Below are 14,055 nucleotides of genomic sequence, written 5' to 3' on the forward strand. Positions count from 1 at the left end.
CCCCACCGGAGTTCCCGACCGATGTCGTTCCTGAAACTCGAGAACATCAAGAAGAAATTCGGCGACGCCACCGTCATCAAGGGTGTCAGCCTCTCGGCCGAGAAGGGCGAGTTCGTCGTCTTCGTCGGCCCCTCCGGCTGCGGCAAGTCCACGCTGCTGCGCATGATCGCGGGCCTCGAAGACGTCAGCGAGGGACGGCTCGACATCGACGGCCGCGACGTCACCTACGAGGAGCCCGCCAAGCGCGAGGTCTCGATGGTGTTCCAGTCCTATGCGCTCTACCCGCACATGACGGTCTTCGAGAACATGGCGTTCGGCCTCCGGATGGCGAAGATCCCGGAAGCCGAGATCAAGCAGCGCGTCGGCGAGGCGGCCCGCATCCTGCAGATCGACGTGCTGCTCGACCGCAAGCCGCGCGCGCTCTCCGGCGGCCAGCGCCAGCGCGTCGCGATCGGCCGCTCGATCGTGCGCCACCCGAAGATCTTCCTGTTCGACGAGCCGCTGTCGAACCTCGACGCGGAACTGCGCGCCCAGATGCGCGTCGAGATCGCCCGCCTGCACCGCAACCTCGGCGCGACGATGGTCTACGTCACCCACGACCAGATCGAGGCGATGACGCTCGCCGACCGGATCGTGGTGCTGCGCGCCGGCCTCGTCGAGCAGATCGGCTCGCCGACCGAGCTCTACGACCGGCCGGCCAACATCTTCGTCGCCGGCTTCATCGGCTCGCCGAAGATGAACTTCGTCTCCGCGACGGTGCTCGGCATCGAGGGCGGCGCGATCCGGATCGGGCATCCGAGCTTCGTCGGCGGCAGCCTGTCCGCTTCGCCGCGCATCGGCGGCCCGCTGCCGAAAGCCGGCGACAAGATCATCGTCGGCCTCCGGCCCGAGCACCTGACGCTGCGCTCCGACCGCCCCGTGCTCACGCTGACGCTCGACCTGATGGAGAACCTCGGCGGCTCGACCCAGGTCTACGCCCGCAGCGGCGCCGACAGCGTGACCCTGCTGACGCCGGGCCGGCCGGCGATGCAGCCCGGCGACAGCTTCGGCGCCGGCATCGACCCGGACCACATCTATCTCTTCAACGAGGATGGCGCCGCCCTCTGAACCGCCGCGCCCGGAGTACCCTGATGATCGCGCTGGTCCTTGAAAGGCAAGGCGAGCTCGCGCTGCGCGAGATCGACCTGCCCACCACCGTCGGCCCCGACGACGTGAAGATCGCCATCGACACGGTGGGCGTCTGCGGCAGCGACGTCCATTACTACACCCACGGCCACATCGGCGCCTTCGTGGTGCGCGAGCCGATGGTGCTCGGCCACGAGGCGGCCGGCACGGTGCTCGCGATCGGCGAGCGGGTGCGCGGCCTGAAGCCGGGCGACCGGGTCTGCATGGAGCCGGGCGTTCCCAACATGTCGTCGCGCGCGTCGAAGCTCGGCATCTACAACGTCGATCCCGACGTCCGCTTCTGGGCGACGCCGCCGGTGCACGGCATCCTGACGCCCGAGGTCGTCCACCCGGCGGCCTTCACCTACAAGCTGCCCGACACGGTCTCCTTCGCCGAGGGCGCGATGGTGGAGCCCTTCGCGGTCGGCATGCAGGCGGCGACGCGGGCGCGGATCGTGCCGGGCGACGTCGCCGTCGTCATCGGCTGCGGCCCGATCGGCATCATGACGGCCCTCGCGGCGCTGGCCGGCGGCTGCTCGCAGGTGCTGATTTCCGACCTCAGCGCGCCGAAGCTCGAGATCGCCGGCCGCTATCCGGGCATCACGCCGGTGAACATCTCGACCGCTTCGCTGAAAGACGCCGTCGATGCGGCGACCGACGGTTGGGGCGCCGACGTGATCTTCGAGGCGAGCGGCAGCCCGCGCGCCTACACCGGCATCTTCGACCTGATGCGGCCGGGCGGCGTGCTGGTGCTGGTCGGGCTGCCGGTCGAGCCGGTCGCCTTCGACGTGCCGGCCTCGATCGTCAAGGAGGCGCGCATCGAGACGGTGTTCCGCTACGCCAACAACTTCGACCGGGCAGTGAACCTGATCGCGTCCGGCAAGGTCGATCTGAAACCGCTCATCACCGAGACCTTCGACTTCACCGACAGCATCGCCGCCTTCGAGCGCGCGGCGAAGGGCCTGCCCGCCGACGTGAAGCTGCAGATCCGCATGCCGGGCCGGAACTGATGCCGGCGGGCCGGCGGCGCTGCCGCCGGTCCTCCTGGCCCCGGGACCCAACTCTTCCAGCCCTCTCCCAACTTCTGTCCGGAGGCACGCGATGCCCGATCTCATGAAGGACAAGGTCGTCGCCATCACCGGGGCGGCGTCCGGCATCGGTCTCGCCTGCGCGAAAGCCCTCGTCGCGGAAGGCGCGACCGTGATGCTGATCGACCGGGCGCAGGACCGGCTCGAGGCCTGCGCGGCCGACCTCGGCCCCCGCGCGCTGCCGCTCGTCTGCGATCTGCTCGACGGCGCACAGGTGTCCGGCCTGCTGCCGCGGATCCTCGACCTCGCCGGCCGGCTCGACGTGTTCCACGCCAATGCGGGGGCCTATGTCGGCGGGCCGGTCGCCGAGGGCGATCCCGACGTCTGGGACCGCATGCTGAACCTCAACATCAACGCGGCGTTCCGATCGGTGCACGCGGTGCTGCCGCACATGATCGCGCAGCGGAGCGGCGACATCCTGTTCACGAGTTCGATCGCCGGCGTGGTGCCGGTGGTCTGGGAGCCGATCTACACCGCCTCGAAGTTCGCCGTGCAGGCCTTCGTGCACAGCACGCGGCGCCAGGTGGCGCCGCACGGCGTGCGCGTCGGCGCGGTGCTGCCGGGTCCCGTGGTGACGGCGCTGCTCGACGACTGGCCGAAGGCGAAGATGGAAGAGGCGCTGGCGAACGGCAGCCTGATGCAGCCCGAGGAGGTCGCCGCGGCTGTCCTCTTCATGCTGACCCGCCCGCGCGGCGTGGTCGTGCGCGACCTGGTGCTGCTTCCAAACGCGGTCGATCTGTGATCCTCCTTCCCCTGCGGATGGCAGGAGCGACGGTGGATGGCTGACGGCCCTCATTTTCTCGGCATCGACGTCGGCACGGGCAGCGCCCGCGCCGGACTGTTCGACGAACGGGGCGAATGCCTCGGCACCGGCAAGCAGGACATCTCGCTCTTCCGCGACGGCGGCGCGATGGTCGAGCAGTCGAGCGGCGAGATCTGGGCTGCGGTCTGCACCGCCGTCCGGCAGGCGCTGGCGGCCGCGGACGTCGCGGGCGACAGCGTCGCCGGCATCGGCTTCGACGCCACCTGCTCGCTGGTCGTGCTCGGACCGGACGGCGCCTCGCTGCCGGTCGGCCCATCGGAGGATCCGGCCCGCGACATCATCGTCTGGATGGACCACCGCGCCGTCGCCGAGGCCGAGCGGATCAACGCACTGGCACCGGCGGTGCTGCGCTACGTCGGCGGGCGCATCTCGCCCGAGATGCAGACGCCCAAGCTCCTGTGGCTGAAGGAAAACCGGCCGGAGATCTTCACCGCCGCCGGCCATTTCCTCGACCTCGCCGACTTCCTCACCTTCCGGGCGACGGGCGACCTCGCGCGCTCGATGTGCACCGTCACCTGCAAGTGGACCTATGTCGCGCACGAGGCGCGCTGGGACCCGGACTATTTCCGCGCGGTCGGCCTCGGCGAACTCGCCGACGAGGATTTTGCCCGTATCGGCACCACCATCGTGCAGCCCGGCACCCCGGTCGGCGCCGGCCTCACCGTGCGCGCGGCCGCGGAGCTCGGCCTCTCCCCCGGCACGCCGGTTTCGGCGGGGATGATCGACGCCCATGCCGGCGGCATCGGCACGGTCGGCATCGGCGGCGTGCCGGAGCAAAACCTCGCCTATGTGTTCGGCACCTCGTCCTGCACGCTGCTGTCGACGGCCGAGCCGGTGTTCGTGCCGGGTGTCTGGGGGCCGTATTACTCGGTGATGGTGCCGGGACTCTGGATCAACGAGGGCGGGCAGAGCGCCGCCGGGGCGGCGATCGACCAACTGGTGCGCCTGCATCCGGCCTATCCGGAGGCGATGCAGCAGGCGCGCGAAAGCGGCACCTCGCTGCCCGTGCTGCTGGCGGAGCAGGCGGCCGCGCGCTTCGACGATCCGTCGGCGGCGGTGGCCGCGCTGAAGGGACTGCACGTCGTGCCCGAGTTCCTCGGCAACCGGGCGCCGTTCGCCGATCCGCATGCGCGCGCGGTCGTCGCCGGGCTCGGCATGGAGACGGACGCCGATCACCTCGTGCTGCTCTATGTCGCCGGCCTCTTCGGCATCGGCTACGGCCTGCGCCAGATTCTCGAAGCCCAGGCGGACGCCGGGGCGCCGACAGAGCGGATCGTGATCAGCGGCGGTGCGGGCCAGAGCGCTTTCGTGCGCCAGCTGCTCGCCGACGCCGCGGGCAAGCCGGTCGTCGCGCCGCTCACCACCGAGCCGGTGCTGCTCGGCGCCGCGACGCTCGGGGCGACCGCGGCGGGGGCCTTCCCGGGCCTCCGTGAGGCGATGTCCGCCCTCAGCGGTGCCGGCGCCGTCTATGAGCCGGCCGCCGGCGCGATCCGCGCCCAGCACGACCGGCGGTTCGCCACCTTCTGCGCGCTGCAGGACCTGGTGCGCGGCGCGCGATCACACTGACCGGACCACTCCTCTCCGGTCAGCCGTCATCCGGTTGTCGGGACCCGCGGCGACGGCGGCGCCGGGCGAACCTTGATCGTCTCGCCGGCCCTTGGCGCCGGCTTCGGCGGCGGCGCGGCGGCCGCATGGCGTGACGAGATCACGAACGGGTTCTCGCCGGTGACAAACTCGGCGACGAGGTTCTCGACGCTTTCCGCCGTCATCCGCGAAGGGTCGAGCGCGCCCATGATCGCGTGGCGCAGGTAGAGCGCATCGGCCTGCTCGGAGTGACCGGCGTAGCCGACCGACCAGCCGAGGAAGAGGCGTTCGTTGATCGGCGCCGCCGAGAGCAGCACCATGTTCTTCTGGCGGGCATCGGACGCGATGCTCCACACCGTACGCGACAGCAGGCTGCGTTCGCCCTCCATCACCTGCACGAAGTAGCGCTCGTTGAACACCAGCGCACCGGTGATGCCGGAGGCCAGCGTATAGCGGCTGCAGGCGGCGAGGATCGCCTTGATCTCGCTGGCGATGGGGCGCTCCCCGGCGCCCATGTTGTTGTCGCTGTAGAAGCTCATCCTGAACAAGTACATCGCACTTTTTCCATCTGCTGGACCGGCCTTGCGGCCCGTCCCGTCCGGCGCCTGGCCCCTCGCCGGCGTCGGTCGTCGGCGCGGGCGGCGCCCGGCCGTCGTCTCCGCTGCGGCAGCGCCGGATCGCGTGCCGCCCGTCGCTGCGCTCTCACGCGTCCTCGGCCCGGGGCGCCGCCTGCACCCGGAAGGCGGCGGCGCCGCTCCGGATCGGCAGCGGCGGCGGGCGGTTGGCCGGCTCCGGCGGCTTCACCAGCGTGGCGGCGACCGCCGCATTGCGCGGCCGCGGCGCCGGCTCCGGCGCGGCGCCCGGCTCCGGCTCCACCTGAGGCACCTGCGCGGCGGCCGTGAAGGCCGGTGCATGGTGGATACCCGCGCCCTCCATGCGGACCATCTGCGCCAGCAGCGACACCAGGCTGTCGACCGTCATGCGCGACGGGTCGAACCCCGCCGTGATGCCGTAACGGAGATAGAGCCGCTCCATCTCCTCGGACTGGCCGGCATAGGCGAGCGCCCAGTCGGCGAAGCGGCGCTGGCCGACCGCGCCGAACTGCAGCAGCGTGACATCGGCATGGCGATGATCGCACACGATGCGGCGGAGGGTGCTCGACACGTGAATGCGGTCGCCCTCGAGGACGCCGGCAAAGAGCCGCTCGCTGAATGCCAGCGCGCCGGTGAGCGACGCGGCCGGATTGCTGCGATCACAAGCCGCCTGGATCGCCCGGATCTCGTGGGCGAACGGCAGCTCCAGATCGAGGATCCGGTTCCGGCTGACATAGACGAGGCGAACGAGGTGCATCGATCGTCCTCCAGGCGTTTCCCGCCGGCTGCCGGAGCTTGTCGCCCGGTCCGCCGGCAGATCGCTGCGGTCCGGCGCACGACCCGCACGGGCCGGCCTCCGCCGCAGCAACCTCGGACGTCAGCGTGAGACCGAAGGCATGAAGAAAGCGTTTTCGCCGCCCGGCGCAGGAAACAGCCGGCCCGGCTTGTCCACAGCCGCCGTTGTCCGCTACAGCCGGACCCGACCGCCGATGCTCCCGAGAGGCCAGATCCGCCCATGCCGACACCCGATCCCGGCGCCCCCGCCCTGCCCCGCATCGTCAGCCGCCGCCGTCTGCATGGCGGCTGGAACCGGCTCGACGTGGTCGAGATCGATCTCGGCGACGGCGTCAGCATCGTGCGCGAGGTCGTCGACCACGGCGACGGCGCCGCCGCGCTGGTGTTCGATCCGCTGCGCCGCACTGCGCTGATGGTGCGGCAGGTGCGCGCCGGCAAGCTCGACCGGGAGGGCGGCGACGGGCTGATGCTGGAGGTGCCGGCCGGTCTCGTCGACCCCGGCGAGGTACCGGCTGAAACCGCGCGCCGCGAGATCGGCGAGGAGACCGGCTGCGTCGTCGGAGAGCTCCGGCCGGTCGTGGTCGCCTACCCCTCGGGCGGCAGCCTTTCCGAGCGCCTGTCGCTCTTCCTCGCCGAGGCCGACCTTGGGTCGGCTGGCGGCGCCGGCTTCGGTCTCGCCGCCGAGGGCGAGCAGATCGAGGTGGTGATCGTGCCGCTCGCCGAACTCGCCGCGGCGGCAGATGCCGGAAATGTTGACGATTTGAAAAGCTTTGCGCTGATCCAGACGCTGCGACTGCGACGTCCCGAGCTGTTTTCCGCGACGTGAAATTCCGGGAATGGCGGTTTTCCGGGGATCTTGCCGTTCGTCCTGCTCGGAGCAAACCGTCTAAATCGATGCACATCGCCGTGCGCCTGCAGCATAAGTGCAATGCAGAGCCATGCCTTCGCAGCGCAGCATCGAATCCCTATCTTGGGGACATCGAAGCGGCGGCGATCGGAAATGTCCGGGCCCCGCGTCGAGACGAACCGGATGCTCGTACCGCGAGCCGGTGTCCCACCTGCCGTCGCCACGTCGAACGTGGCGGGTCGGCGCGGGCGCCTACCGGTTTCCAGCGGCACTGCGGCCAATGCGAGCCGCCAAAGGAGACGATGATGTTTGGACCGATCAAGAAGCTGCGCCAGGCGCTGCGCCCCGCCAGCCAGCGTGACATCGAGACGGGCTACCTCAACGAGGCCCGCGACGCGATCGACCTCGAGCACCGCCAGCGCGAAATCGACCGCGGCCTGTTCCGGCGCCCCCAGTACCGGCTCTGAAGCACCGGCTCTGACACGCCGCCCGGCAGCTTCGTGCCGGGCCGCCTCGAGACGACCACGCCGGACGCGCTTCGCGAACTGGCCACCGCTCGCCGCCCCCCGGGGCGGCGAAGTTCGTTTCAGGGGCGAGTTCAGCGGTCGCCGATCGCCGGTGCGCCGCTAGATGCCGCGAGAAAGCGGCTTTCCCACCAGCTGAACAGCACGTCGCGCAGCGCCGCGCCGTCGTCGTCGCCGTGCACCGGCAGCCGGACGCTGTCGAACAGCGCGGCCTCTTCCGGCGTGAGCTCGATCTCCAGCGTCTCGGTTTCCAGCGGCACGTTGGTGAATTCCGGCACGTAGGCCGGGTCGCGGGTCAGCGCCCGGTCGGCCTTGATCACCGGATTGCGGAAATCCTTCGGCGTGCGCTGGCTGCGCAGGATCGGCGTCTTCGGCACCGCCGCGAGCTCGGCCTCCGTCGCCTCGAACACCTGCAGTTTGATCGGCTTCAGCCCGAAATTGCTGGTGCGCATCACGTCGGCGCCGCAGACATTGGGGATCGCCAAGACGTCGGCGAGCGCCAGCAGGTCGACGTGGTCGCCGGCCTTCGACGCCTGCCGCGTGATGGTGGCGCGGCCGTCGAGGGTGACTTCCGTGCACATGAACAGGTTGAAGCTGTCGTGCACGTCGTCCGGGGTGAGGCCGTATTCGCGCTGCGCCTCGGCCTGGATGTCGTGGCAGTTGGTGTGGGCGTCGAAGCCGTAGGCGGCCTCGTAGACGTAGGAGCTGCAGCGCGGAAACAGCACGTCGTTGCGGCCGTAGGTGTCTTCCATGATGTAGAGCAGCGCGCGTTCACGCGGCGGCTGCGACCACATGAAGGTGCCCTTGGTCGGGTTGAAGCCGTGCACGGTGCGGGTCCGGCCGCAGTGCATGAACTCCTTGTAGTCGTGCAGGTTGAAGGCGTTGAAATCGACGCACTGGCCGCCACCCACCTGTTCGATGCGCAGGATCTGGCCGGCGCGCAATTCGATCGCCTTGCCCGTGCCGGGCTGCAGCTCCCATTCGAAGATCGGCTCGCGCGCGCTCATCGCGGCAGCCCCCCGGCCGCCGCCAGCACCGCGTATTCGGCGAGCGCCAGATGGACGAGGGCCGTCCGGTCCTGTGCTACGCCGCGGGCAACCGTCCGGTCGACGAGTTCGAGCTGTTGCCGGTTGAGAACGAGGCGTACCGTTCGCCCCGTCGCCGTCGTGTCGTCCGCCACCTGCCACCTCCCCGACGATGCGCGCCAGCGCGAGCCGGCTAATCCAGTATACAGGATAGGCATACGACATCGGCCGACAGAAGCCTAAAGACTCGGCAGCGGCGCCTAGAATTTGCGCGTTCGGGATACTTGCGGGCGCATATCCAGTATACAACAATCGCCCCCAACATGCCGGAGCCCTCGTCCAGATGACCAAGCCCTCCAGCCGCAGCGATATCGCCTATGCCGCCCTGCGGCAGGCGATCATCGAGCAGGCGATCCTGCCCGGCACCAAGCTGCCGGAGGACGAGATCGGCACCCAGTTCGGCATGAGCCGGACGCTGGTGCGCGCCACGCTGGCGCGGCTGCAGGCCGAGGGCCTCGTCGACGCGCTGCCGCGGCGCACGGCGACCGTGGCGCAGCCGAGCCTCGAGGAGGCGCGCGAGGTATTCGAGGTGCGCAAGGCACTGGAGCGCGAGGTGGTGCGCCTCGTCGCCAAGCGCTGGCGGCCGGAGTTCGGCGCCGAACTCGAGGGCCACGTGCGGAAAGAAGAGGCGGCGCGGGCGCTGGACGACGAGCGCGTCTCGATCCGTCTCGCCGGCGAGTTCCACGCCCGGCTCGCCGAGATGGCCGGCAACGGCCTGCTGATGCGCTACCTGCGCGAGGTGATCTCGCGCTGCTCGCTGATTCTTGCGCTCTACGGCCGGCCGCACTCGTCAGACTGCGCCGTCAACGAGCATTCCGAGATCCTCGCCGCCCTGCGCCGCGGTGACGGCGAGGCGGCGGCGGACCTGATGGATCACCATGTCGGCGCCGTCGAGCGGCGGGCGTTGATCGGCGAGAAGCCGGTCGAGGCCGACCTCGGCACGGTGCTCGCCCGTTACGCCGGCGCCGTCGCCGGCACGGCCGAGGGCGCGGTGCCGATCCGGCGCACGTCCGGCCGCAAGGCGACCTGACGCCGTTCTGTCCAACAAGACCGGGACCACCCGGCTTCCCGACCTTCATGACGACGACCACGCCGGAACCGAAGTTCCGGCGACGGCGGCCGCATGGCCGACCCAACGCGAGGGGACCCGCAATGACCGCATTTCCGCTGACCCGCCGCCGCTTCCTCGGCACCGCCGCCGCCGGCTCCCTGCTGCTCGCCGGCGGCCTGCGAGCCAGGGCCCAGGAAGGCCTCACCATCGGCCTCGTCTACGTCGGCCCGCGCGACGACTACGGCTGGAACCAGGCGCACGCCGTCGGCGCCGCCGCGCTGAAGGCGATCCCGGGCGTGACCGTGGTCGAGGAAGAGAACGTGCCGGAGACCGTCTCGGTCTCGCAGACGATGGAATCGATGATCAACCTCGACGGCGCGTCGCTGATCTTCGCAACCTCGTTCGGCTACTTCGACCCGTTCATGATCGAGGCGGCGAAGAAGTTCCGGGAGATCGAGTTCCGCCACCCGACCGGCCTCTGGAGCGCCGACAAGCACCCGATGAACCTCGGCGGCTATTTCTGCTACCTCGACCAGGGCCACTACGTGAACGGCATCGCCGCGGGTCTTTCGACGACGTCGAACAAGATCGGCTTCATCGCGGCAAAGCCGATCTCGCTGGTGCTGCGCAACATCAACGCCTTCACCCTCGGCGTGAAGAAGGTGAACCCGGCCGCCGAGGTGCGCCTGATCATCACCGGTGAATGGTCGCTGCCCGTGCGCGAGGCGGAAGCCACCAACGCGCTGATCGACGCCGGCTGCGACGTCATCGCCTGCCACGTCGACAGCCCCAAGGTGGTGGTCGAGACCGCCGAGGGCCGCGGCATCAAGACCTGCGGCCACAACGCCGACCAGTCGACGCTGGCGCCGACCGGCTTCATCACCGGCGCCGAGTTGAAGTGGGGCACCGTCTACACCGAATACGCCGGCCTGATCGCCAAGGGCGAGAAGCTGCCGAACGTCAACGAAGGCGGCTACGACAAGGACATGGTGCAGTCGACCGCCTTCGGCGCCGGCGCCTCGGAAGCGGCGATCGCCGCGGCGACCAAGGCGATCGAGGAGGTGAAGGGCGGCGCCCCGATCTTCGTCGGCCCGCTGAAGGACAACAAGGGCAACCAGGTCATCGACGGCACCCTCGGCCTCTACGACGGCGCGCTGTGGGGCACGGACTACCTGCTCGAGGGCGTGGTGGGGTCGATCACCTGAGGTTGGGGTTTTGGGGGGTGGTCGTGCCGTGCGGCCTCCCCCCTCCCTGTCCCTCCCCCGCTTCGCAGGAGAGGGGACGATGGGCGATATGACCTTCACACAACGAAGGTCGCGCCGAACCGAAACGCTGTCGAGACCGTCGCCCCCTCCTCCTGCGTCCCCTCTCCTGCGAAAGCGGGGGAGGTGCGAAGCACGGGAGGGGGGAGGCAGCACGGTAAAGCCGAGAAAGCCCGATAAAGCCCCCTACCCCCGCCCCGCCTCCGGCAAAAACTCCAGCCCCGCGTCGAGATGCCGGTTCATGTGGTAGGCGTAGCCGAGCCGGTCGCCGGTGCCGAGCGCGTCGAGGATCGCCGCGTGCTCGCGGAAGGCGCCGTCGCGGGCGCGGCGTTCGGTCTTGCCGGTCTCCATCAGGCGCTGCACCACGGGGCGCAGGATGGCGTAGACCTCGGCCAGGGTGCGGTTGCCGGCCGCCTCGACCAGCAGCCGGTGGAAGGCGTAGTCGTGCCGCGCCGCTGCGGCCGGATCCTCGGCCGCAGCCATCGCGGCATTCTCCGCCGCCATCGCGGCGAGCGTCGCCGCCGGCAGCCGGCCGATCAGCGTCTCGGCGAGGTTGACCTCGACCAGTCGGCGAAAGCCCTGCACGTCACGGAACGTCGCGGCCGAGATGTCGATCGCGAACGAGAACACGTCCATCACCGCCTCGCGGCGCCGGTCGGTGATCACCGCGCCGACCTTCTGGCGGCTTTCGACGATGCCGTAGGCCTTCAGGATGCGGATCGCCTCGCGCACCGTGTTGCGCCCCGCCCCGACCATGGCGCCGAGTTCCGCCTCGCTCGGCAGCACGTCGCCGACGCCGAGGCCGCGCTCGCGGATCAGGGCGCGGATCGCCGCGACGACCTGATCGACGGCGGAGCCACTCGCCGCCTCCGAACCGCTATCGTCGGCCTTTTGCATCGATCGACGCCTCTCCCGGCTTGATAAATGGCTCATGCTCGGTATTTTGTCCCACAAATGAAGGAGGGACAAGATGCTGCAGAGCTGGCGCTGGTTCGGACCCAATGATCCCGTCACCCTCGGCGACGTCCGGCAGGCGGGGGCGACCGGCATCGTCTCGGCGCTGCACGAGATCGGCGAAGGCCGCGCCTGGACCGACGACGACGTCGGGGCGCGCAAGGCGGAGATCGAGGCGGCGGGGCTCACCTGGGCGGTGTGCGAATCGATCCCGGTGCCGGTGTCGCTGAAGCTGCGCGATGCCGGCTGGTCGCGGGCGCTCGGCATCTGGACCGACAGCCTCGCCGCGCTCGGCCGGGCCGGCGTCGGCGTCGTCTGCTACAATTTCATGCCCGTGGTCGACTGGACCCGGACTGATCTGCGCCATCCGATGCCCTCGACCGGGCTCGCGCTGCGCTTCGACGTCACCGATTTTGTCGCCTACGACGCTTTCGTGCTGCGCCGGCCCGGCGCCGAAGCGGACTACGACGCTGCCGTGCTCGAGCGCGCCGCCACGCGGCTCGCCAGCCTCGACGACGCGGCAGTCGCCCGGCTCGAGACCAACATCATCGCCGGCCTGCCCGGCGGCGACGGCTCCTACGACCGCGCCGGGATCGCCGCACGCATTGCCGCCTTCGACGGCGTCACGGCGGACGACATGCGCGGCAACCTCGCCGACTTCCTGCGCGCGGTGGTGCCGGTGGCGGAAGAATTCGGCGTGCGCCTCGCGATCCACCCGGACGATCCGCCGATGCCGCTGTTCGGCCTGCCGCGCATCGTCTCCACCGCCGCCGACGCCCGCGCCCTGCTCGCCGCCGTCGATCGCCCGGCGAACGGGCTGACGCTGTGCGCCGGCTCCTACGGCTCGCGCGCCGACAACGACCTCGTCGCGATGGCCGAGGAATTCGGGCCGCGCATCCATTTCGCCCACCTGCGCAACGTCACCCGCGACGACGACGGCAGCTTCGTCGAATCCGACCACCTCGCCGGCGACGTCGACATGGCCGGCCTGATCGCGGCGCTGATGCGCGAGGAGGCGCGGCGGCGCGCCGAAGGCCGGGCGGACGCGGAGATCCCGATGCGCCCCGACCACGGCCACCTGCTCGCCGACGACCTGCGCCGCACGACCAACCCGGGCTACTCCCTGATCGGCCGCCTCAAGGGCCTCGCGGAGCTGCGCGGCGTGATGACGGCGGTGGAGCGGTTCGGGCTGGCGTGAGTTGGGTGGGGTGGTGGGTTTGGTGAGGCCGCACCCCCTCATCCGCCCTACGGGCACCTTCTCCCGCGAGGGGAGAAGGGATTTTTGAAGCGCCTCGCGTTTGAAAACAGGGGTTTGTCCACGAGCCCCGCGGCAACTCTTCCCTTCTCCCCTTGCGGGAGAAGGTGGCCGAAGGCCGGATGAGGGGGGCGCGGCCCTTCCCCGAAATACAAACGGCCGGTGGATGAGACATCCACCGGCCGCTCGTCACACCGAGAAAATCCCCTCAGGCGTGCGCGGTCGCGAGCTCCGCGTCCGACAGCGCGCCCGGGCCGCGGGTGGCGCCGGGGGGGCATTTGCCGAGGATGATCATGCCGAGCACCTCGTCGGCGGTGACATCCGTCGTCTTCGCCGAACCGACCAGCTTGCCGTTCTTCATCACGGCGACGCGGTCGGCGAGGTCGAAGACGTCGTGCAGGTCGTGGCTGATCAGGAAGATGCCGAGGCCCTGGCGCTTCAGCTCCTTGATGAGGTCGGCGACCTGCGCCGTCTCGTGCGGCCCGAGCGCCGCGGTCGGCTCGTCCATGATCAGGATCTTGGCGTCGAAATAGAGCGCGCGGGCGATCGCCACCGACTGGCGCTGGCCGCCCGAGAGACCCTTCACCGGCTCCTTGAACTTGCGGAAGTTCGGGTTGAGCCGGCCCATCACCTGGCGGGCCGCCGCCTCCATCGCGACGTCGTCGAGCGTGCCCCAGGGGGTCATCAGCTCGCGGCCGAGGAAGAGGTTGGCGGCGGCGTCGACGTTGTCGGCGAGCGCCAGCGTCTGGTAGATCGTCTCGATGCCGAGGCGCTTGGAATCGCGCGGGCTCGTGATCTCCACCTTTTCGCCGTTGATGTAGATCGCGCCGGAATCCGCCTTGTAGGCGCCCGACAGGATCTTGATCAGGGTCGATTTGCCGGCGCCGTTGTGGCCGAGCAGGCCGACGACTTCACCCGGGTAGAGATCGACGGTGACCCCGTCGACGGCATGGATGCCGCCGAAGGAGATCGACATGTCGCGCATCTCGACGAGGGGGGTATCCTTGGTCGTGGTCATGTCAGTTCCCTC

15 protein-coding genes are annotated in these 14,055 nt (G+C 70.0%); 9 read left to right on the plus strand and 6 right to left on the minus strand.

The window, feature by feature from the left end; all coding sequences use genetic code 11:
- Positions 1–21: 21 nt before the first annotated feature.
- The 4 genes from I5731_RS10725 (at position 22) to I5731_RS10740 (ending at position 4,641) form a co-directional block, all read left to right on the plus strand.
- A complete protein-coding gene (locus tag I5731_RS10725; protein ID WP_197311381.1) occupies positions 22–1,107 on the plus strand; it encodes an ABC transporter ATP-binding protein in 1,086 nt (361 codons plus the stop codon).
- Between the two features lie 23 nt (positions 1,108–1,130).
- The gene (locus I5731_RS10730) at positions 1,131–2,174 is read left to right on the plus strand and encodes an NAD(P)-dependent alcohol dehydrogenase (protein WP_197311382.1); all 1,044 of its coding nucleotides are present in this window, start codon (positions 1,131–1,133) and stop codon (positions 2,172–2,174) included.
- Positions 2,175–2,265: 91 nt separating this feature from the next.
- Complete coding sequence (locus I5731_RS10735; protein WP_197311383.1) at positions 2,266–2,994, plus strand: SDR family oxidoreductase; 729 nt, start codon at positions 2,266–2,268, stop codon at positions 2,992–2,994.
- 36 nt (positions 2,995–3,030) lie between these two features.
- The gene (locus I5731_RS10740) at positions 3,031–4,641 is read left to right on the plus strand and encodes an FGGY-family carbohydrate kinase (RefSeq protein ID WP_197311384.1); all 1,611 of its coding nucleotides are present in this window, start codon (positions 3,031–3,033) and stop codon (positions 4,639–4,641) included.
- A gap of 26 nt (positions 4,642–4,667) precedes the next feature.
- On the opposite strand, the gene I5731_RS10745 is transcribed toward I5731_RS10740, so the two are convergent.
- Positions 4,668–5,213, minus strand: coding sequence for a BLUF domain-containing protein (locus I5731_RS10745; protein WP_197311385.1), 546 nt, complete (start codon positions 5,211–5,213; stop codon positions 4,668–4,670).
- A gap of 148 nt (positions 5,214–5,361) precedes the next feature.
- A complete protein-coding gene (locus tag I5731_RS10750; RefSeq protein ID WP_197311386.1) occupies positions 5,362–6,009 on the minus strand; it encodes a BLUF domain-containing protein in 648 nt (215 codons plus the stop codon).
- Positions 6,010–6,267: 258 nt separating this feature from the next.
- Between I5731_RS10750 and I5731_RS10755 the strand changes: the two genes are divergently transcribed.
- A complete protein-coding gene (locus I5731_RS10755) occupies positions 6,268–6,873 on the plus strand; it encodes an NUDIX domain-containing protein (protein ID WP_197311387.1) in 606 nt (201 codons plus the stop codon).
- 326 nt (positions 6,874–7,199) lie between these two features.
- Positions 7,200–7,361, plus strand: a complete 162-nt coding sequence (locus tag I5731_RS10760; RefSeq protein WP_197311388.1) for a DUF3563 domain-containing protein — start codon at positions 7,200–7,202, stop codon at positions 7,359–7,361.
- Between the two features lie 131 nt (positions 7,362–7,492).
- Here I5731_RS10760 and I5731_RS10765 read toward each other — a convergent pair whose 3' ends face one another.
- Together I5731_RS10765 and I5731_RS10770 are read right to left on the minus strand one after the other, a co-directional pair.
- Positions 7,493–8,425: a DUF1989 domain-containing protein gene (locus I5731_RS10765; protein ID WP_197311389.1), complete on the minus strand. Its 933-nt coding sequence runs from the start codon at positions 8,423–8,425 to the stop codon at positions 7,493–7,495.
- On the minus strand, positions 8,422–8,598 hold the full coding sequence (locus tag I5731_RS10770) for a hypothetical protein (RefSeq protein WP_197311390.1): 177 nt from the start codon (positions 8,596–8,598) through the stop codon (positions 8,422–8,424). The genes I5731_RS10765 and I5731_RS10770 overlap by 4 nt, the downstream gene beginning before the upstream one ends.
- Before the next feature lie 188 nt (positions 8,599–8,786).
- Between I5731_RS10770 and I5731_RS10775 the strand changes: the two genes are divergently transcribed.
- Both I5731_RS10775 and I5731_RS10780 read left to right on the plus strand, forming a co-directional pair.
- A complete protein-coding gene (locus tag I5731_RS10775) occupies positions 8,787–9,533 on the plus strand; it encodes a GntR family transcriptional regulator (RefSeq protein ID WP_197311391.1) in 747 nt (248 codons plus the stop codon).
- Between the two features lie 122 nt (positions 9,534–9,655).
- The gene (locus tag I5731_RS10780) at positions 9,656–10,759 is read left to right on the plus strand and encodes a BMP family ABC transporter substrate-binding protein (protein ID WP_197311392.1); all 1,104 of its coding nucleotides are present in this window, start codon (positions 9,656–9,658) and stop codon (positions 10,757–10,759) included.
- Positions 10,760–11,002: 243 nt separating this feature from the next.
- Here the strand turns inward: I5731_RS10780 and I5731_RS10785 are convergent, their stop codons facing one another.
- Complete coding sequence (locus tag I5731_RS10785; RefSeq protein WP_197311393.1) at positions 11,003–11,713, minus strand: FadR/GntR family transcriptional regulator; 711 nt, start codon at positions 11,711–11,713, stop codon at positions 11,003–11,005.
- Positions 11,714–11,786: 73 nt separating this feature from the next.
- Here I5731_RS10785 and uxuA point away from each other — a divergent pair, with 73 nt between their 5' ends.
- Positions 11,787–12,968 carry a mannonate dehydratase gene (gene uxuA / locus I5731_RS10790; protein ID WP_197311394.1) on the plus strand — a complete coding sequence of 394 codons (1,182 nt, stop codon included), beginning with the start codon at positions 11,787–11,789 and terminating at the stop codon, positions 12,966–12,968.
- A 265-nt stretch (positions 12,969–13,233) separates the two neighbouring features.
- On the opposite strand, the gene I5731_RS10795 is transcribed toward uxuA, so the two are convergent.
- The gene (locus tag I5731_RS10795; RefSeq protein WP_197311395.1) at positions 13,234–14,043 is read right to left on the minus strand and encodes an ATP-binding cassette domain-containing protein; all 810 of its coding nucleotides are present in this window, start codon (positions 14,041–14,043) and stop codon (positions 13,234–13,236) included.
- Positions 14,044–14,055: the final 12 nt, after the last annotated feature.

Origin of the sequence: Methylobrevis albus, assembly GCF_015904235.1 — a bacterium.
GTDB lineage: Bacteria > Pseudomonadota > Alphaproteobacteria > Rhizobiales > Pleomorphomonadaceae > Methylobrevis_A > Methylobrevis_A albus.

Coding starts and splice junctions, on each gene's coding strand:
- I5731_RS10725 (WP_197311381.1), top strand. CDS start 22: ATGTCGTTCCTGAAACTCGAGAACATCAAGAAGAAATTCGGCGACGCC.
- I5731_RS10730 (WP_197311382.1), top strand. CDS start 1,131: ATGATCGCGCTGGTCCTTGAAAGGCAAGGCGAGCTCGCGCTGCGCGAG.
- I5731_RS10735 (WP_197311383.1), top strand. CDS start 2,266: ATGCCCGATCTCATGAAGGACAAGGTCGTCGCCATCACCGGGGCGGCG.
- I5731_RS10740 (WP_197311384.1), top strand. CDS start 3,031: ATGGCTGACGGCCCTCATTTTCTCGGCATCGACGTCGGCACGGGCAGC.
- I5731_RS10745 (WP_197311385.1), bottom strand. CDS start 5,213: ATGTACTTGTTCAGGATGAGCTTCTACAGCGACAACAACATGGGCGCC.
- I5731_RS10750 (WP_197311386.1), bottom strand. CDS start 6,009: ATGCACCTCGTTCGCCTCGTCTATGTCAGCCGGAACCGGATCCTCGAT.
- I5731_RS10755 (WP_197311387.1), top strand. CDS start 6,268: ATGCCGACACCCGATCCCGGCGCCCCCGCCCTGCCCCGCATCGTCAGC.
- I5731_RS10760 (WP_197311388.1), top strand. CDS start 7,200: ATGTTTGGACCGATCAAGAAGCTGCGCCAGGCGCTGCGCCCCGCCAGC.
- I5731_RS10765 (WP_197311389.1), bottom strand. CDS start 8,425: ATGAGCGCGCGCGAGCCGATCTTCGAATGGGAGCTGCAGCCCGGCACG.
- I5731_RS10775 (WP_197311391.1), top strand. CDS start 8,787: ATGACCAAGCCCTCCAGCCGCAGCGATATCGCCTATGCCGCCCTGCGG.
- I5731_RS10780 (WP_197311392.1), top strand. CDS start 9,656: ATGACCGCATTTCCGCTGACCCGCCGCCGCTTCCTCGGCACCGCCGCC.
- I5731_RS10785 (WP_197311393.1), bottom strand. CDS start 11,713: ATGCAAAAGGCCGACGATAGCGGTTCGGAGGCGGCGAGTGGCTCCGCC.
- uxuA (WP_197311394.1), top strand. CDS start 11,787: ATGCTGCAGAGCTGGCGCTGGTTCGGACCCAATGATCCCGTCACCCTC.
- I5731_RS10795 (WP_197311395.1), bottom strand. CDS start 14,043: ATGACCACGACCAAGGATACCCCCCTCGTCGAGATGCGCGACATGTCG.